The following is a 15,604-nucleotide window of genomic DNA, read 5'->3' as shown; positions in this document are numbered from 1 at the left end:
GTTCAGTGGCGGTGTTCGCGGGTAACCCCGGCGTCGTAGTGGCTGACCACCTGCTGCCAGCCAGCGGCGATCAGGGCCGCCTGGCCGAGGTCGTCCGGGGTCATGGCGGCGCTGTCGCGGCGCAGCCAGACATCGGCCTGGCCAGTGCTGTCGGCCGGCAGGATCAGCAGCAGGCTGCCGGCGACTTCCGGGACCTGGCTGCGGCCCAGGTAAGCGCCGGGTTCCAGCCACGACCATTGGTGGCCGCCGCGGCTCTGGCTGCCGGCATCGACCACGAAGGGTGGCAGGCCTTCTTCGGCCAGGGCCTGCACGCTAGGCACGGCAGCGTTTTCTTCACGCAACAGCTGGATTTCGTCGAAGGCCACCCGCAGGTCGGTGTACAGGCCTTGTTCGGCGGCGGTGAGGTCGCGCCGGGCGTCGATCTGGTGGCTGGCAATGGTCTGTTCGTCTTCGCGCTCGCCACGCAGCAGCACTACGCTGGCAGCGAGCACCACAATCAGCAGGCTGATCAAAAGCACGTACAGGGTTTCGTGCCCGGCGCCGGCCGGGCGAATCACTTGGGCGCGGCTCATGGCTGTGCGATATCGGCGTAGTCGACTTCAACCACGTGCCCGGGGCCTGCATCGAACAGGACGTAAAACTCGCCGTCCGGGCGCTTGAAGGTGAGCGTCGAGTCGTCGCCAAGCTTGCCGCCGACCAGCACTTGCTCGTCATAGCCGATCACATCCAGGGTCACCCCCGGGGCACCGCTGCCGTCCGAGAAACCGCCGGTGCACGTGACCTGGCCGCCGGCCGTTTCTTCACATTCGCACATCGGGTTGTGCGCCAGGGCAGGGCCGGCGGCCAGCACCAGCAAGGGCAGGGCGAGGGTTCGCATCAGCTGTTTCATTTCTTGCCTCCTTGTTTTTCGAGCCAGGCCACGGTGGCTGGCGATGCTTTGGCCAGCGGGACCGACGCCTGGTGCATGCTGCCGTCCCAGCCTTCCAGGGTGATCCAGATCTGTGCGTCGGGTTTGGTACGGGGTGGGATCGGCAGCGAGGTGCCCATGTTGTACGGCGCGCCGAAGAAAATGGTGCCGGCGGCGCGCAGGCTGCGTGGTTTGCCAATACGCAGGTAGGCTGCTTTGACGTCCTTGACGCAGGCCTTGCACAGCGACGCATTGAACGACTTGAAGTAGCCGGCGGGGCCGTCGGCACGTGGCGCCTCGTCACGCATTTCGGCCAAGTCGAGGCTGTACGGGCCAACCTGGATATTGCTGATCACGTTGGCGCCAAGGCCGGCTTCGCCGCGGAACAGTTTCGCGTCGGCGAAATACTTGGGCATGAAGCCCAGCGGGATGAGGATCAACAGGATGTTCAGGTGAAAACGCCACTTCAGCCAAAGTTGCTTTAGCGGGCTGGCGGGCAGGACTCGGGCCTGGCTCATGAGTGGATCTCCACGGTGGTTTCACTGCGTGCCGCACGCGGTGCCCGCTCGCTGCGTTTGAGGGCGGCGGCGGTGGCCTGGGCGGTGCGTTTGGTCCAGATCAGCAAGCCGCTGAGCACCATCAAGGTCAGGATCAGGCCGAAGAAGAACCAGATCAGCTTGATCGGCAGGCCGCCGAAGTCGCCGGTGTGCAACGGGCGCATGGATTCGGTGACGAACTCCAGGGCCGAGCGGTCGCTGATCAGGAACTGGCTGTCGACATTGCTTGTGTACGGGTTTACCGAAGCACTTTGGAACATCAACGGATACCAGCCCGGGCCGGACAGGGTGATGTGGCTGTAGGCGGTGGCAGGGAGAGAGATGGCACTCACCTCCAGCCCCGGGATCGCCAGGCCGGCGATGCGGGCTGCCTCGTCCAGGTCGATATGTGAGGCCGGGCTGCCATCTTGGGTTTGTGGCACTTCTTCACGGGCGATCACCGGCACGATGGGCCGGCTGGATATGGTGATGTGGTTGTCGAACAGGATCGCCTGGATCAGGAACCATGTGCCGGTGATGGCAATGACGGCAATGAACCAGATCGACCACACCCCGGCCAGGCGGTGCAGGTCACCCCAGAAGATCCGTGAGCCATGGCCGGTGCGCACGGGTTTGAAAAAGCCCTTCCAGAACTTCTTGTACACCACCAGGCCGGTGACCAGCGAAGCCAGCATGGGCAGGCCAAGCAATGACACCAGGTACCAGCCCCAACTGAAACCGTTGGTGAACGGCACCAGCCACCAGCCATGCAGGGCGCGGGTGAAGGCTTCGAAGTTGAAATCCGGGGTCTTGCCCTGGATGGCCGCTGTGTAGGGGTTTACATACAGCGTTGGGCTGGTGCCGTCAGGAAGGGTGACACTGGCTTTTACTGCGAAGTGCGAACCATCAGGCTGGCTCAGGCGCTCCACCACCATGTCCGGTTCGGTCTTGTTCAAGGCCTCCAGCACCTGCTGGAAACTCAGACGCTCGACGTCTGCGTCGGGCTTGTTGGCACGCACGGCCGGGTCGGCGAGCCAGACAATCTCCTGGCTGACCACGGCGAGCATGCCGGTAAAGCAGACGATCAGCACAAAGAACCAGATCGGCAGGGCGAGCCAGCTATGGACCAGGAACCACAGCCTGGATTTGGATTTTTTCGGTGATTTGGCCATCAGACGGTCTTCTGCATTGGGTGGTCGAGCGTGTGCCCAACCAAAGAGGGCTGTACTGATAAGGACGAATGAGAATTGAAAACCTGCCGTTTTAAATGCAAGCAAATGTTTCTAAGCGCAAGGCCGGCCTGCGCGCGAGGCGTCAGCCGGCCTTGAAAGGAGATGTTGCAGAGGGGTCAGGCGCGGGTCAGGGCCACGGCAGGTTGCGGTTTGCCGTGCAGCTGCGCCAGGTCCTGGTACAGCGCTTGGCCAATTTCCGCAGCGCGGGCCGGCAGCACCGAGAGCAGCGTGTCGCTCAGGCCGTGGCTGTTCTCGCAGAAGCCCTGCAGGTACACCGAGGCCTGCAGGTCGGGGCTGGCGAGCACTCGGTAGTTGCGGTCGACGCTGAAGTCGTCCAGATAACCGGCCAGCGGTGCCAGCAAGTCACGGTGCGAGCGGCGTTCGTAGCCGGTGGCGAGAATCACCGCGTCGTAGCGGTGGGTTTGCTGCTGGCCGGTGGCTAGGTCGCGCAGGGTCAGTTCCAGGCCTTCGCGGGTAGCCACAACAGCTTCGACCTGGCGGCGGCACAGCACGTTGTGACGGTGCTGGTGGGCGACCTTCTGCCGGTACAGGATGCCGTAGATACGTTCGATCAGGTTAAGGTCCACCACGGAGTAGTTGGTGTTGTGATATTCGCCCAGCAGTTTCCTGCGCTGGTCGGCCGGTTCGTTGTAGACCAGGTCGGTGTAGTCCGGCGAGAAGATCTCATTGACGAACGGGCTGTCGTCTGCGGGTTTGAGCGCCGAGCCACGCAGAATCATGTCGACCTTGATCGACGGGTAGCTGTCGTTGAGGTCGATGAATGCCTCGGCGGCGCTTTGCCCCGACCCGATCACCGCGATGCGCATCGGTTTGCCGGCGGTGCACGGCAGCTTGTTCAGGCTGCTCAGGTACTGGGAGTGATGGAATACCCGCGGGTCGTCCTTGAAGGCACCGAACTTTTCCGGGATTTTAGGCGTGCCGCCGCTGCCGACCACCACCGAGCGGGTGCGGCGGCTGTATTCGCGGCCCTGGGCGTCGCGCGAGACCAAGCGCAGGTGCTCGACACGGCCAGCCTGCACCTCCGGCTCGATGCGAAGCACTTCCTGGCCATACACCGCCTGGGTGGCAAAATGTTCGGCGGCCCAGCGCAGGTAGTCGTTGTACTCCAGGCGGCAGGGGTAGAAGGTGCCGAGGTTGATGAAGTCGGCCAGGCGCTGCTTCTGGTGCAGGTAGTTGACGAAGCTGTAGGGGCTGGTGGGGTTGCGCAACGACACCAGGTCCTTGAGGAACGAGATCTGCAGCTCGCTCTGGGTGGCAAGGGTTTCGCCGTGCCAGCGGTAGTCCTGCTGCTTGTCGATGAACAGTGCGTCGAGGGCATGGCCCTGGGACTCGGCGAGTTCTTCCAGGGCAATGGCCAAGGCCAGGTTGGAAGGGCCGAAGCCCACGCCGATCAGATCTTTGATGGTTTCCTGCTGTGAGGACTGGCTCATGGCTGCGATTCCCTGAATGGTCGAATATTGACGCCGCCGGGGCTCCGGCTCCTGCGCAAGTACATGTGTTGGAACGAGCCAGTCGCGGGGGAATTTAAGCGGGCTAAAGAACTGCGAGGGGGGGCCGATAGGGGGGTTACGGCAAGGACCTTCTTTCAGCAGGGAATCGACATGAGTGGAATCACGACAAGCAACCTGATGATCAATGGCATCTCAGCGCAGACGCTGAGCGAGAACGCAACGACCGAACGCGAACAGGCAAAACAGGCTGGCGAGGCACTGGGCCCCTTGAGCATCAGTAGCGACAGCATGAAGGTTTCTGCGGGTAGCCAGGCGCAACCTACGGACAGTGAAGACAGTGGTGAGTCCGAGGCCGTAACCGAGCTGCGTCAGCTGATCAAGGACCTGCAGAAGCAGCTTGTCGAGGAGCAGAAGCAGTTGGCCGCGTTGCAGAACAGCAAGATGGATGACGCTGCCAAGGCGGCTGCGGTGGGCGCCAAGCAGGCGAGCATTGCAACCATCAACGGCCAGATCATGGCTGCCACGGCGCAGCTACTGGAGCTGTTGCAGCAAGAGGGTGGCAGCAGCTCGGGCGGGATGGTCAGCGCCACGGCCTGACTGTCTGGCGCAATAACCTGTCGGAGCGGCCTTGCGTCGCGATGGGCCGCAAGGCCGCTCCTACACACAGCGCCAGTGGCAGGCGGTTATTCGGACGCCACGCGCCCCTTGTTCTGCCGGTCGCTCTTGTACTGCATGGCCACTGCCGGTGCCGGCTTGGCGGCACCGGTCTCCAGCCACTGACGCATGCGGCTGGCATCGGCGAAGTGGGTGTATTTGCCGAAGGCGTCGAGGATGACCATGGCCACCGGGCGGTTGTCCATGCGGGTCAGCAGCACCAGGCAGTGCCCGGCTTCGTTGGTGAAGCCGGTCTTGGTCAGCTTGATGTCCCAGTTGCTCTTGTTCACCAGGTGGTCGGTGTTACGGAAGCCCAGGGTGTAGTTGGGCTTGCGGAACGCCACGGTCTTTTCGCGGGTGGTCGACAGCTCGCTCAGCATCGGGTACTTGCGCGAGGCCATCAGCAACTTGGCCAGGTCGCGGGCGGTGGACACGTTCTGCGTCGACAGGCCGGTCGGCTCTACGTAGCGGGTATGTGCCATACCCAAGCTGCGGGCCTTGGCATTCATCGCCTTGATGAACGCCGGATAGCCGCCGGGGTAGGCGTTGGCCAGGCTGTTGGCGGCACGGTTTTCCGACGACATCAGGGTAATCAGCAGGGTTTCGCGGCGGTCGAGCTGGCTGCCCAGGCGCACGCGCGAATACACGCCTTTCATTTCCGGGTTGTTGGCAATGGTCATGGTGAGCATCTCATCCATGGGCAGCTTGGCATCCAGTACCACCATCGCGGTCATCAGCTTGGTTACCGAAGCGATCGGCACCACGCGGTCGGCGTGGCTCGAATACAGCTCCTGGTTGGTATTCAGGTCGATCAGCAGGGCGCTGCCTGAAGCCAGATGCAACTTGGACGGGTCACGTTGGACTTGGGCCGGGGGTTGTGCAGCAGCAGTCGACGGAAGGGTCGCGGTACCTGTGAGCAACAGCAGCAGGCTGAGGATGGACAGGGATGTTTTCACGTTGAGGCTCACTAAAAGTTGGTATGTCGTTGGCTGTGCAAGGGTTTTCCCCAAAAACCGATGCATTCTGGAGTATGGCTGAATTGCTGTCGAATGCCTTATGACTAAAGGGCGCAAGGTGAACGAAATTTAATCCTTTACCAATTCTGTACCAATTACGTTCTTTTCCAGTTCTGCCAGTTCCGCCCAATCGTTGGCAGAATTCAACCACTTTGTGTAGGTCGAGAGAAGCACCTGCACCGAGTGGCCAAGCTGCCCAGCAATAAACGCTGGATTCATCCCCGACATGAGGCACATCGTGGCATACCTCTACCGTCTCTCAGCAGGGCAACACGCTGTCATGATGAACGCGGTGGACTGGTCAGGTGAAGTCGACGTTGCCTAAAGGCCGGGAAATCCGGCAGTAGTTCCCGGCCGCCCAGGTGCTGGTGGCTCAGGTGCTGAGCGAGTACCGGGCAACCGTGACCGTAACTGTTCAGGACCCAGCCGAAAAGGAGGTTGAATGATGACCTTTGCAAGGGCCTAGTACTGGCGATCATTCCACCAGCTAAGGCACTGTTGTCCGGAGTAGCCTGCCTCTATCGCGTGGAGAAAGCCCATGTTGTCGTCGTCAACCTGAGGATTGACTACAGAGTCGCCAACCAGGCCCGCAGAATGAGGTGTGCCGGTTGCTTAGTGAGCATCAAGTAGCCTGTTCAGAAGCCCCTCTTGGTGCTCACTGTCATAGCACCCTGGTTGGTTTGGAGGGGTGGCATTGCACGGTAGGTTTCGCTGATCCCAACGACTTCCATAAGGGCTATTGAAGTAGTGATTACACCCGGATAGAACAATCACTAGCCCCACCAAAACTCCTTTGCCCATAGATATCTCATCCATTGTATGGTTGATTTGAGACGATTTCGCCTTTGACAACGACACGCCATTGCCACGCCAAGCGTGGGCGTTTTTTCACCTGGAGACCAACCACGCTGGTTACAGTTGAGGCAGTTCTCGATGGCCAGGTCCGCGTAGCTCAGGTTCTGAAGGGTTACAGCCGCGAGGCTACTGTCATTTCGAGCCGCCTGACTGAGCCGGTTCTTGATGCATCTGCAGGCTGAAGCTCGGAATCACCATATTGCCGTATTTGTATTGCTTATAGCTGGTGTATGGCAGCACAACGGTATCAGCAATACAAGATGCGGCCATGTCGACCAAGATTTCATACGGGTCCGAATGTATTCCCGTTCTTTCCGGCCCAGTTAAGTTGCAAAACTGGTAGGCAACGCCGCTGTACACCCGAGGGATGGCTGGGCAGTACGAGTTCCATTCAGCCAGATCGCCCACGGCTTTCGACTCTTCCGACACCGTGCGAACGGTTCCGCATCCACTCAGCGCGGTTACGAGTACTATCCCAATCCATGGTTTCATATCAGCCCCCTATCCTGCGAAGACCTGATGATATCCCGCCGAAGTCAAAGCCTGCCATTGGATCCTATGCGTTATGACTAAAGGGCGCAAGGTGACCGAAATTTAATCCTGCGCCGCGTGAATGACGCGTCAGGATGCGATGAGGTAGGCCGCTACGCCCTTGGCCAAGCGCCAAGGTTTCCAGATTGAAAAATGATCGACCAACCGGCTGTAGTTACCCGCCAGCCCTGCAACCACGAGGTATACAAACCACTTTCGCAGCATTCTGGAGAACTTTCTTTTAATGAATCGCAACAATCGGCACACCTTGAAAAATGGCCCTGTCGCAAAAACGAAAAAGCCCAACTGAGTGTTGGGCTTCGGCGTCACTCCTCAACACCAGCAGGAATGACAGGATCGGGCAAATTTACGGCACGGCGACATGACACTGCAAGCCCTTTCGAGCGCCTGTTTCCTGCCGCTTCACCGGGAGGACTGATCCGCTGCTGCCGCTAGCGTTAAGGCAGCGTGATACCGCACATCAATCTGTGCGCAAGATCGGGAACTGCGCCGCTGGATTGCGTGATTCGGCGTTCATCAATGCGCACGCAGTCGCGGCCTCGGACTTGTTGATAAAGCCGCGCTTGAGCCGCTGTTTCTCCTGGTTGTCGTAGATATCGAAGCCGCCCGAAGTTGTAGCGGCATAGAACCGGTTGCCGATGCAGAAGGACTCGCCTTCCACTGGCACAGCAGGAACGATAACGAATCTTGGTTGCATGCTTCGCACCTCCCCAGGCAGATAACTAATTATTAGTCTGAGAGCGGGGAGGCAACAATATGACTCATCGAGACTAATCAATGGCGTGGCGTGTCACGCGTGTCAACCACGCGCTTTTGGTCCGCCGGCGTCCCGATGCCATTTGTGACGGGCGGGGCATCGGGATGCGTTGCCGGCTTTCGACGCTCAGCGATGGATCAGCGAGAGCTCGCTGATGATGCAGACCGAGCCGTCAGTGGCCGGCGTTGCATCGGTGTAGTCAACCTGGTTGTAGATGCCGCCGTGGAATTCGAACAGGTGCGACGCCCAAGTGCTGTCGAGCTGTAAATCACCAGAGGCGCCGGACACCCCGTTGCATTTGGCCGTTACATTCACCACGCCTGCAGACGTGGTGTGGATGCTCACGTTGAACTGCGCCCCCAGAGGCACCCCTTTGAGCACGGTCGAGTTCACCGGGTCGGTCTGGTTGTAGGTCCGCCGAAACCCCAGGGTAATGTTGCCTTTGTTCCAGAACACCTTCACCGGCGGGCTGTCATCCCCACGCACGTGCATCTGGGCGATCACCACCTTCAGCGCCGAGTTGACCTTGGTCAGGGTCATGGTTTGGCGATTCCAGTGATCCTGGGCGCTGGCCAATGTCCAGTCTTCGGTTTCTGTCCACTCGCAGCGGGTCCTGTGGGTGCTTTTGCTCGAAGCACCTTTGGTAGGGGCTGAAAGCTGGATCGAGCCATCGCTGAGTACTGTTACCACACTCGGCAACCGCGCGATCGCTTCGGCACCGTTGAGTTCGAGTGCTACAGGATTGGTTGAGGAGACGGCCACCGGGGTGGCGATGGTGAGGTTGCTGATGTCTACGGCCATGGGAGCTCCTGACGAAAAAGTGGCTTGAAGGATGAACCGATCGAGCAGCCTTGCACCTGGCTGTCGAATCGAAAATTAGCCTCAGGCTAAAATATAGTCAATAGCTATCAGCTAAAAAATTCGCTCTGAGACAAATTACCTGCTGGCGAAATTTTTCTGTGACAGGGCTTTACGCTGGATTTGGCGGTGAGATAAGCTTTCCTCGAGTACTGTACGAATATACAGCTATCAGGATGAGAATATGTCTAAGCACATGAAGGCTGCACCTCAGCAGCATCAGGAAATGACCGGAGTAGAGCGGCTTAGCCTGCGGGTGTCGTCGATGATCAACCACCCGCTCGCACAGACGCAGCGCTGGGTCGTTGTGCATCGCCTGGATACCGACGGTGATGCGGAGTGGGAGGAAGTGATGGGCCTGCTGTCCGACACGCCTGAGTTGGACCTGACGTTCAACGACGACGAAAGCGTCACCGTGCGCTGGGAGCGTAGCAGTGTGGAGGAGCGTGACGACTTTATCGTCGAGCAGTTCAGCAAGGAGGAGGTTGAAGCGGCAGCGCCTTTCTGAGCGTCATGCGAAGCCCGCCTGGGTGGCGGGCTTCGGCTTCATACCAGGTGCGCATTCCACACCAATAGCACCCTGGCCTGAATGTAGGTTTCTTCCCGGCGAATCATGCGGTCCTTGTGCCGCGAGTTGTCGGAAATCATCTCGAAGTGGTCATCGTCAGCGATCTGCAATCGCTTGATATAGATGTGATCACCCCAGGAGAAGAAGTAGATGCCATCGCCGACAAACTCGCGGATGCTGACATCGACGATCAGCGGGTCGCGGTGCTTGATGGTCGGCTCCATCGACTGGCCCCAGCCGGTGATCATCTTCAGGTGGTGGTGTTCAGTGAACGCCACACCCAGCTCGCGAAGATGGCTGGGGCTGACGCGAACGTCCTTGAACATCTCGGGGTAGTCGTGGGGGATCTGGCCACCGCCCATGGCGGCCCGCACATCGTAGTGGGCAATCCACACTTCGTCACCGACCACGCCCGGGCGAACAAAGCCAGCCTGTACCAGCGTGGCATCCTGCGGTTCTTCTGCAGCGGCCAGCAGCCTTTGCCGGGTTTCTTCAGGGATTCCCTTGCCGCTTCGGGCAAGCATCTGCATGACCAGGTCGGCCGCCGAAAGCTTGCCTTCGCCCGCTTCGACCGACGGCTGCACGGGGTCGCCTGCCGACAGTGCGTCGAACCAACCCCGGGGCAGGCCTTCGATGCCCTCGATTCTGCGGGCCACATCATCGCCCAGGTTTTTAGCGGTCTTGTCGGAAAGAATCTGGCTCAGGTGTGCAGGCGCCATCCCCCAGCGTTCTGCGCAGGATCCCTTCTTCTGGCTGCCGATAAGCTTGACCAGGTTGTGCTTGCGAATGTCGTAGATGTCCATAGGACGAAGCATGCCAGTGTTTAGCTTGCTGCTAAATGTGCGCATGGCTAAATTATCTCTTGTCGCAATGTTAGCTGTAGGCTAAATTAAATCCATCAACAAGAAAAGCCACTGAGGCATTTTTGTCCAGGGCTCGTCGCATCATCATCGGTAATGAGGTTTACATGGATCCGACCGACCTCGGCCCGGGCACAGTCACTTGGCTGAGCGGCACGGGCACTGTGTTGCTTGGTGCATTTCTATGGCTGCGCAAGTGGCTGTCCCGGGATGCAGCCGAGCGTGCGATGGACAACGCAGATATTGCAGTTATCCGCCGCCTGACCGAGTTGCTGGACATTGAGCGGGACGCCCGGCGAGAGGCAGAAGCCAAAGCTGATCAGCTCGCCAGGGAGCGCAACGATCTGGTGCTGACCGTAGGGCGGCTGCAAGGCAAAGTGCTGGCGCTGACCAGCCAGCTGCGGCGTAGCTCACAACGCTGAGCCAACACTGAGTGACAGGGCCGGCAAAAACAAAAAAAGCCCGCCAGATCGGCGGGCCATAAAGGGCGTAGGGAGCAACGCACAACAAATTCGGGTCAGGCCACCAGAACGCCTGGTTGCAACTGCTCAGCCAGGGCCTGCGCCGAGGCAAGGGTCGGCATCGGGCCGCTCACGGCTTCGCCGTTACGCACCAGGTACCAACATGCCAGCAGGCCCTGCTCACGCAGTGAAGTGGGTACGGCGCTGCCGACAACGGACATGATCTGGATAGTGGCCATGTGGACCTCCTGTGAAACATGGCTCCACCATACGCAGCAGCCTGGGCGGTTTGAAATCAACTTCCTTGATAGTGGTCATTAGTTCTATCAACCCTTACCAGCGCGGTGGGCCGTAATACACCGGGGGCGGGCCGTAGTAGGTGCGGTAGCCCGGGGGCGGTGGCGCCGGCGCGTAGTACGGCTGGTAATACACCGGCTGCGGCGGTGGTTGCACGTAGACCGGCGGCGGCCCGTAATAGACCGGCTGGCGTTCGACGTACACCGTACGGTCACGCCCGCCATAAACCGTCGCGCCGACTACAGCGCCGACTACCGCCGCACCCAGGAGCGGGCCCGGCCGATACCAGCCACCGCCGCCATGGCCGCCGTGGGCAGCAGCGGGCCCGCTGATGGCCAAGGCGCCGACCAGCAGGGCGACTCCGGGAATGTGACGGTTCATAGAGCAACCTCGCAGAGAAACCCCACGTTCGGGGCCTTACTAATATGACTCCAGTCTCTGTCAGCTGAGCACAGGGGAACGGTAAAGGTTGTGTAAGGGACGACCAGTGGTTGGCTCTGTTACGCTGAACAAACGTTTCAGTTATGACAAAGGAGCAGGTTATGTCGACAACTCCCAGCCGGGATACCGTGCTGTGCATCTCCCTGGCCGGCCGCCCCGGCACCTTCGGCGTTCGTTTTCACAACCACCTGTACCAGCAGTTGGGCCTGGACTTCTACTACAAGGCCATGCGCACCGATGACCTGCCTGCGGCGGTGGCGGGGATCCGCGCGCTGGGTATCCGCGGTTGCGGCGTGTCGATGCCGTACAAGGAGGCCTGCATGGCACTGGTCGACGAAATCGACCCGTCGGCAGCGGCCATCGAGTCGGTCAATACCTTGGTCAATACCGATGGCCACCTGAAAGCCTACAACACCGATTACCTGGCCGTGCGCCAGTTGCTGGCGCAGCATCAGGTCGATCCGGGCACCGCCTTTGCCTTGCGTGGCAGTGGTGGGATGGCCAAGGCCGTGGCCAGTGCCCTGCGTGATGCCGGCTTTGCAGAAGGCATCATCGTTGCGCGCAACGAGCAGGCAGGTCGGCAACTGGCGGATGTGTGCGGCTATCGATGGGTGGCGGAGCTGGGCGACATCTGCCCGCCGATGCTGGTGAACGTGACGCCGATCGGTATGGCAGGCGGGCCGGAGGCAGAGGCGCTGGCGTTTTCCGAGCAGGCCATAGCGGCGGCGGAGCGGGTGTTTGATGTGGTGGCGATGCCGGCACAGACGCCGTTGATCCGCCGGGCCCAGGCGTTGGGCAAGCCGGTGATTACCGGGTTGGAGGTCATCGCGCTGCAGGCGCTGGAGCAGTTTGTGCTGTACACGGGTATCCGGCCGACGCGGGCGCAGGTTGAGGCCGCAGTAGCTTACGCCCGGGAGGGCTAGTTACTCCCGTGCTGGCCCCTTCGCGGCTTTAGCCGCGAAAGGGCCAGTACAGACCATAAAAGGGTCAGAACACCTTGTGCCCGTCATCCAGCTGCTGGTCGACCAGGGCCCGGCCATGGGCCAGCGACACATGCTGCGCATTCTCAAGGCTGGAGAAAAATTTCATTGGCATCGACAGGCGCTTGCTGGTATGCCCGTCGGGCGCGGTGATCAGGCAGCCGGCGGCATAGGGCAGGGGGGAGTCGGGGTGGGGCATCACGCTGGCGGTGATGGTGTGCTCGCGGTATTCACAGTGAAGAGATTGCATCGTCCTTACCTCGCTGTGGCATGTGAAGCAGTTACCTTCATATACCACAGCAAGGGGCCGGGAGTTCCCGGCCCGACGAGCGAACGGCGACGAACGTTTAGCCCTTGAGCTCGGTGGGCTGGATCACTTCGACCCAGTAACCGTCCGGGTCCTTGACGAAGGCCAGGTGGTTCATGCGCCCGTCCTGCAGGCGTTTCTGGAAGGGTACTTCCAGTGCTTCGAAGCGCGCACAGGCGGCGCGCACATCCGGCACGGAGATGCAGATGTGGCCAAACCCGCGCGGGTCGGTGTTGCCGTTGTGGTAAGCAAACTCGGCATCGTTTTCGGTGCCGTGGTTGTGGGTCAGCTCCAGTACGCCAGGGATCGACTTCATCCACTGGTGGCGTGCGGCGTCATCGGCGGGAATCTGCGCCGGGTCGACCAGGGCCAGGAAGTACAGGCTGAAGGCTGCTTCCGGGAAATCGCGCTTGTCCACCAGGCGGAAGCCCAGCACGCGGGTGTAGAAGTCCAGCGACTTCTCGATGTCCTTGACCCGCAGCATGGTGTGGTTGAAGACGAATTGGGCGGTAGCGGCATCCGGTTGGGCGGTGACGCCAGGCAGGGTTTGCAGATCGTGCAGGCTCATGGGAACTCCTGAGACGGGGCCGGGCGCAGGGCACCGGCAAAACAGACAGGCTGGCCATGATACGGCAGTGCGCTGATTGCGCAAATGAAAGCGCCCTGCACAAGGCAGGGCGCTAGAATTAGAGGCCCGCATGTGCGGGCGCGTGGGGTCGCTAGTCCTTTAGCTGTCTCGATACTGAGCCAGCCCTTGTGAAAAAAGTGTGAAGCAAGTGTGGACGTTTCATCGGCGTACCCAGCTTTCTACCGTGGCGCCCCCGTACTGTTCTTTCCAGGCCTTGAGGCCCCGGTGGTTGCCACCTTTGGTCTCGATCCGCTCGCCGGTGTGCGGGTTCTGATAAACCTTTACCACGCGCGGACGGCGCTGTTGCTTGGGCGCTGTGCTGGTACCCCTGCTTACCGCCTTGGGGTCGAGGATGGCGATGATATCGCGCAGGCTCTTGTCATAGCTTTTCATCAGGCCGACTAGTTTCTGCTCGAATTCGATTTCGCGTTTGAGGCCGGCATCCTTTTTCAAGGCTTCCAGTTGCGCCATTTGCTCCTGGAGCGCTTTTTCGGCAGCACGAAACTCTGCAAGTCTGGACACTGTAATCACTCCTGTACGTCGGTCGTGGCAGGGCGTGACGAACATTGAATACGCATAAAAACGCCAGCCACGCGGGTGGGTTCCGCTGTTCGCTGATATCGAGTGTAGTCATTCATGGGTACTTGGTAAACTGCTAACTTTTGTAAGTAAGGCGGGAACTTTCCTAGTTTTGCGTGCGGTATTTTCCGGGTTTTTTGCGCTTGCCCTTCGGCACGTTTAGACCATGGTCCAATGGCCTGTGCCAGAGCCTTTGCGCGATCATTTCAGATGATGGCCGGCGATTGTTTGGCCTTGTCGCAGTGCCGTGGCCAGTTCGTGCCACAGTGTGTTAACTCGCCTTTGATTCTGGATGTTTCCTCGCATGTTTGCCCCTTTCCCCCTCGCCCCTGGGCGCCGTGTTGCCGGCCTGTTCATGTTGTGTGCCGGCGTCAACGCCCAGGCCGCCGGTTTTCTTGAAGACAGCAGCGCCAAGATTGAAGCACGCAATGTCTATTTCAACCGGGATTTTCGTGACGGCCATAGCAGTTCCAGCCAAGGTGCGTCCAAGCGGGAAGAATGGGCACAAGGTTTCATCCTTAATGTCCAGTCGGGTTATACCCAGGGCCCGGTAGGTTTTGGCGTGGATGCGCTGGGCATGTTCGGTTTCAAACTCGACTCCAGCCCGGCCGACAGTAACAGTGGCTTGCTGCCTTCTTCCGGGCATGATCCTCGGCACTCGGCTGACCAGTACGCGAAGATGGGGCTGGCGGCCAAGGTCAAGGTGTCCAATACCGTGCTCAAGTACGGCTCGATGATGCCCGATGTGCCCTTGCTCAAATACAACGATGGCCGCCTGCTGCCTACCATGTTCCATGGCGCCATGCTCACGTCTGAGGAAGTGCGCGACTTGAAGTTCACCCTGGCCCGCCTGGACAAATACACCGCGCGGGATTCCACCGACCGCCAGGACATTCGCGTGCACTGCAAGAACAAGCGCTATGCCTGCGATATCGAAGCCGACCACTTCGACCTGGCTGGTGTCGATTACCGCTTCAACGAGCGAATCAGTGCCCAGTACCAGGTGGCCAAGCTGGAAAACATCTACCGCCAGCACTTCCTCGGCCTGGTCGCCAGCCAGCCGTTGGCGGTGGGCAGCCTGTCGGCTGACCTGCGCCTGATCAAGAGTGATGACATTGGCAATGCCCGCGCGGGTGCAATCGACCATCGCGCCTTCAGCGGCATGCTCGGCTACAGCCTGGGCGGCCACAAGATCAGTGCCGGCTGGCAGCGGATGTATGGCGACAGCGCCATGCCCTACCTGGATGGCAGCAACCCGTACCTGGTCAACTATGCCCAGGTCAACGACTTCGCCGCCGCTCAGGAGCGTTCCTGGCAGGTGCGTTACGACTATGACTTCAAGGCGCTGGGCGTGCCCGGCCTGACCTTCTTCACCCGGTACATCAACGGCGACAATATCAAGGTGCCGGGCAGCAGCGCCGAAGGCAAGGAATGGGAGCGCGACACCGAGTTCAAGTACCAGGTGCAAAGTGGCACTTTCAAGGATGTCAGCGTGCGCCTGCGTAATTCCACCTACCGCAGCAACTATGAAAAGTGGGCGCGTGACATGGACGAAACACGTGTCATTGTCAGCTACAACTTCTCGCTGTTCTAAACGTCGCAGGGCAACGCATCCAATACTGCTGGCGGGAGATGCAGGCGAGA

Annotated in this window: 21 protein-coding genes and 1 pseudogene; 5 read left to right on the top strand and 17 right to left on the bottom strand. The window is 60.2% G+C overall.

Annotation, left to right across the window (positions count from 1 at the left end; genetic code table 11):
* Positions 1-2: 2 nt before the first annotated feature.
* The 5 genes from E8E78_RS17255 to E8E78_RS17235 form a co-directional block, all read right to left on the bottom strand.
* Complete coding sequence (locus E8E78_RS17255; RefSeq protein ID WP_084966096.1) at positions 3-572, bottom strand: DUF6162 family protein; 570 nt, start codon at positions 570-572, stop codon at positions 3-5.
* Positions 569-889 (bottom strand): hypothetical protein, encoded by a 321-nt coding sequence (locus tag E8E78_RS17250; protein ID WP_016499099.1) that lies wholly within the window; start codon positions 887-889, stop codon positions 569-571. Before E8E78_RS17250 ends, E8E78_RS17255 begins: the two co-directional genes overlap by 4 nt.
* Positions 886-1,425, bottom strand: a complete 540-nt coding sequence (locus tag E8E78_RS17245) for a hypothetical protein (protein ID WP_049274170.1) — start codon at positions 1,423-1,425, stop codon at positions 886-888. Before E8E78_RS17245 ends, E8E78_RS17250 begins: the two co-directional genes overlap by 4 nt.
* Positions 1,422-2,615: a PepSY domain-containing protein gene (locus E8E78_RS17240; protein WP_049274168.1), complete on the bottom strand. Its 1,194-nt coding sequence runs from the start codon at positions 2,613-2,615 to the stop codon at positions 1,422-1,424. Before E8E78_RS17240 ends, E8E78_RS17245 begins: the two co-directional genes overlap by 4 nt.
* A 176-nt stretch (positions 2,616-2,791) precedes the next feature.
* Positions 2,792-4,126, bottom strand: coding sequence for a SidA/IucD/PvdA family monooxygenase (locus tag E8E78_RS17235; protein ID WP_049274166.1), 1,335 nt, complete (start codon positions 4,124-4,126; stop codon positions 2,792-2,794).
* A 171-nt stretch (positions 4,127-4,297) separates the two neighbouring features.
* Between E8E78_RS17235 and E8E78_RS17230 the strand changes: the two genes are divergently transcribed.
* Positions 4,298-4,744 (top strand): hypothetical protein, encoded by a 447-nt coding sequence (locus E8E78_RS17230; RefSeq protein WP_049274164.1) that lies wholly within the window; start codon positions 4,298-4,300, stop codon positions 4,742-4,744.
* Between the two features lie 86 nt (positions 4,745-4,830).
* On the opposite strand, the gene pbpG is transcribed toward E8E78_RS17230, so the two are convergent.
* The 6 genes and pseudogenes from pbpG to E8E78_RS17200 form a co-directional block, all read right to left on the bottom strand.
* Positions 4,831-5,757 carry a D-alanyl-D-alanine endopeptidase gene (pbpG, locus tag E8E78_RS17225; RefSeq protein WP_197862721.1) on the bottom strand — a complete coding sequence of 309 codons (927 nt, stop codon included), beginning with the start codon at positions 5,755-5,757 and terminating at the stop codon, positions 4,831-4,833.
* A gap of 129 nt (positions 5,758-5,886) precedes the next feature.
* Positions 5,887-6,063, bottom strand: a pseudogene (locus E8E78_RS17220) (site-specific integrase); the annotation flags it as partial.
* Between the two features lie 741 nt (positions 6,064-6,804).
* Positions 6,805-7,164 carry a YceK/YidQ family lipoprotein gene (locus E8E78_RS17215; RefSeq protein WP_049276602.1) on the bottom strand — a complete coding sequence of 120 codons (360 nt, stop codon included), beginning with the start codon at positions 7,162-7,164 and terminating at the stop codon, positions 6,805-6,807.
* Positions 7,165-7,293: 129 nt separating this feature from the next.
* Entirely contained in the window at positions 7,294-7,533 is a 240-nt protein-coding gene (locus E8E78_RS17210) for a hypothetical protein (RefSeq protein WP_139813878.1), read from the bottom strand.
* A 151-nt stretch (positions 7,534-7,684) separates the two neighbouring features.
* Positions 7,685-7,921 carry an Arm DNA-binding domain-containing protein gene (locus E8E78_RS17205; protein ID WP_016499105.1) on the bottom strand — a complete coding sequence of 79 codons (237 nt, stop codon included), beginning with the start codon at positions 7,919-7,921 and terminating at the stop codon, positions 7,685-7,687.
* A gap of 186 nt (positions 7,922-8,107) precedes the next feature.
* Positions 8,108-8,782, bottom strand: coding sequence for a polysaccharide lyase family 7 protein (locus tag E8E78_RS17200; RefSeq protein ID WP_049276603.1), 675 nt, complete (start codon positions 8,780-8,782; stop codon positions 8,108-8,110).
* Between the two features lie 241 nt (positions 8,783-9,023).
* On the opposite strand from E8E78_RS17200, the gene E8E78_RS17195 reads away from it, so the two are divergent.
* A complete protein-coding gene (locus E8E78_RS17195) occupies positions 9,024-9,347 on the top strand; it encodes a DUF1654 domain-containing protein (RefSeq protein WP_049276605.1) in 324 nt (107 codons plus the stop codon).
* Between the two features lie 38 nt (positions 9,348-9,385).
* On the opposite strand, the gene E8E78_RS17190 is transcribed toward E8E78_RS17195, so the two are convergent.
* Positions 9,386-10,210, bottom strand: coding sequence for a S24 family peptidase (locus tag E8E78_RS17190; protein WP_049276606.1), 825 nt, complete (start codon positions 10,208-10,210; stop codon positions 9,386-9,388).
* A gap of 164 nt (positions 10,211-10,374) precedes the next feature.
* On the opposite strand from E8E78_RS17190, the gene E8E78_RS17185 reads away from it, so the two are divergent.
* Positions 10,375-10,689 carry a hypothetical protein gene (locus E8E78_RS17185; RefSeq protein ID WP_016499109.1) on the top strand — a complete coding sequence of 105 codons (315 nt, stop codon included), beginning with the start codon at positions 10,375-10,377 and terminating at the stop codon, positions 10,687-10,689.
* A 95-nt stretch (positions 10,690-10,784) separates the two neighbouring features.
* Here E8E78_RS17185 and E8E78_RS17180 read toward each other — a convergent pair whose 3' ends face one another.
* Together E8E78_RS17180 and E8E78_RS17175 are read right to left on the bottom strand one after the other, a co-directional pair.
* On the bottom strand, positions 10,785-10,967 hold the full coding sequence (locus E8E78_RS17180; RefSeq protein WP_049276607.1) for a hypothetical protein: 183 nt from the start codon (positions 10,965-10,967) through the stop codon (positions 10,785-10,787).
* 94 nt (positions 10,968-11,061) lie between these two features.
* Positions 11,062-11,406: a hypothetical protein gene (locus E8E78_RS17175; protein ID WP_059396243.1), complete on the bottom strand. Its 345-nt coding sequence runs from the start codon at positions 11,404-11,406 to the stop codon at positions 11,062-11,064.
* A gap of 161 nt (positions 11,407-11,567) precedes the next feature.
* Here E8E78_RS17175 and E8E78_RS17170 point away from each other — a divergent pair, with 161 nt between their 5' ends.
* The gene (locus E8E78_RS17170) at positions 11,568-12,389 is read left to right on the top strand and encodes a shikimate 5-dehydrogenase (RefSeq protein WP_049275455.1); all 822 of its coding nucleotides are present in this window, start codon (positions 11,568-11,570) and stop codon (positions 12,387-12,389) included.
* A gap of 64 nt (positions 12,390-12,453) precedes the next feature.
* Here the strand turns inward: E8E78_RS17170 and E8E78_RS17165 are convergent, their stop codons facing one another.
* The 3 genes from E8E78_RS17165 to E8E78_RS17155 form a co-directional block, all read right to left on the bottom strand.
* A complete protein-coding gene (locus E8E78_RS17165; protein ID WP_049275456.1) occupies positions 12,454-12,696 on the bottom strand; it encodes a hypothetical protein in 243 nt (80 codons plus the stop codon).
* Between the two features lie 97 nt (positions 12,697-12,793).
* Complete coding sequence (gene gloA, locus E8E78_RS17160) at positions 12,794-13,321, bottom strand: lactoylglutathione lyase (protein ID WP_043196134.1); 528 nt, start codon at positions 13,319-13,321, stop codon at positions 12,794-12,796.
* 219 nt (positions 13,322-13,540) lie between these two features.
* Positions 13,541-13,903 carry a histone-like nucleoid-structuring protein, MvaT/MvaU family gene (locus tag E8E78_RS17155; RefSeq protein ID WP_049275457.1) on the bottom strand — a complete coding sequence of 121 codons (363 nt, stop codon included), beginning with the start codon at positions 13,901-13,903 and terminating at the stop codon, positions 13,541-13,543.
* A 361-nt stretch (positions 13,904-14,264) separates the two neighbouring features.
* Between E8E78_RS17155 and E8E78_RS17150 the strand changes: the two genes are divergently transcribed.
* Positions 14,265-15,554 (top strand): OprD family porin, encoded by a 1,290-nt coding sequence (locus E8E78_RS17150; RefSeq protein WP_049275458.1) that lies wholly within the window; start codon positions 14,265-14,267, stop codon positions 15,552-15,554.
* The last annotated feature ends 50 nt before the right edge of the window (positions 15,555-15,604 follow it).

Source organism: Pseudomonas sp. BN505 (assembly GCF_029873175.1).
Classification (GTDB): domain Bacteria; phylum Pseudomonadota; class Gammaproteobacteria; order Pseudomonadales; family Pseudomonadaceae; genus Aquipseudomonas; species Aquipseudomonas putida.
The sequence above is the reverse complement of the archived record's forward strand: the minus strand, read 5'-3'. Positions and strand labels throughout refer to the sequence as shown.

Bases quoted from the DNA above. Each gene is read 5' to 3' on its own strand.
- E8E78_RS17150 (WP_049275458.1), top strand. From the start codon at position 14,265: ATGTTTGCCCCTTTCCCCCTCGCCCCTGGGCGCCGTGTTGCCGGCCTG.
- E8E78_RS17235 (WP_049274166.1), bottom strand. From the start codon at position 4,126: ATGAGCCAGTCCTCACAGCAGGAAACCATCAAAGATCTGATCGGCGTG.
- E8E78_RS17180 (WP_049276607.1), bottom strand. From the start codon at position 10,967: ATGGCCACTATCCAGATCATGTCCGTTGTCGGCAGCGCCGTACCCACT.
- E8E78_RS17230 (WP_049274164.1), top strand. From the start codon at position 4,298: ATGAGTGGAATCACGACAAGCAACCTGATGATCAATGGCATCTCAGCG.
- E8E78_RS17200 (WP_049276603.1), bottom strand. From the start codon at position 8,782: ATGGCCGTAGACATCAGCAACCTCACCATCGCCACCCCGGTGGCCGTC.
- gloA (WP_043196134.1), bottom strand. From the start codon at position 13,321: ATGAGCCTGCACGATCTGCAAACCCTGCCTGGCGTCACCGCCCAACCG.
- E8E78_RS17190 (WP_049276606.1), bottom strand. From the start codon at position 10,210: ATGGACATCTACGACATTCGCAAGCACAACCTGGTCAAGCTTATCGGC.
- E8E78_RS17255 (WP_084966096.1), bottom strand. From the start codon at position 572: ATGAGCCGCGCCCAAGTGATTCGCCCGGCCGGCGCCGGGCACGAAACC.
- E8E78_RS17240 (WP_049274168.1), bottom strand. From the start codon at position 2,615: ATGGCCAAATCACCGAAAAAATCCAAATCCAGGCTGTGGTTCCTGGTC.
- E8E78_RS17195 (WP_049276605.1), top strand. From the start codon at position 9,024: ATGTCTAAGCACATGAAGGCTGCACCTCAGCAGCATCAGGAAATGACC.
- E8E78_RS17215 (WP_049276602.1), bottom strand. From the start codon at position 7,164: ATGAAACCATGGATTGGGATAGTACTCGTAACCGCGCTGAGTGGATGC.
- E8E78_RS17205 (WP_016499105.1), bottom strand. From the start codon at position 7,921: ATGCAACCAAGATTCGTTATCGTTCCTGCTGTGCCAGTGGAAGGCGAG.
- E8E78_RS17250 (WP_016499099.1), bottom strand. From the start codon at position 889: ATGAAACAGCTGATGCGAACCCTCGCCCTGCCCTTGCTGGTGCTGGCC.
- E8E78_RS17245 (WP_049274170.1), bottom strand. From the start codon at position 1,425: ATGAGCCAGGCCCGAGTCCTGCCCGCCAGCCCGCTAAAGCAACTTTGG.
- E8E78_RS17170 (WP_049275455.1), top strand. From the start codon at position 11,568: ATGTCGACAACTCCCAGCCGGGATACCGTGCTGTGCATCTCCCTGGCC.
- E8E78_RS17175 (WP_059396243.1), bottom strand. From the start codon at position 11,406: ATGAACCGTCACATTCCCGGAGTCGCCCTGCTGGTCGGCGCCTTGGCC.
- E8E78_RS17185 (WP_016499109.1), top strand. From the start codon at position 10,375: ATGGATCCGACCGACCTCGGCCCGGGCACAGTCACTTGGCTGAGCGGC.
- E8E78_RS17165 (WP_049275456.1), bottom strand. From the start codon at position 12,696: ATGCAATCTCTTCACTGTGAATACCGCGAGCACACCATCACCGCCAGC.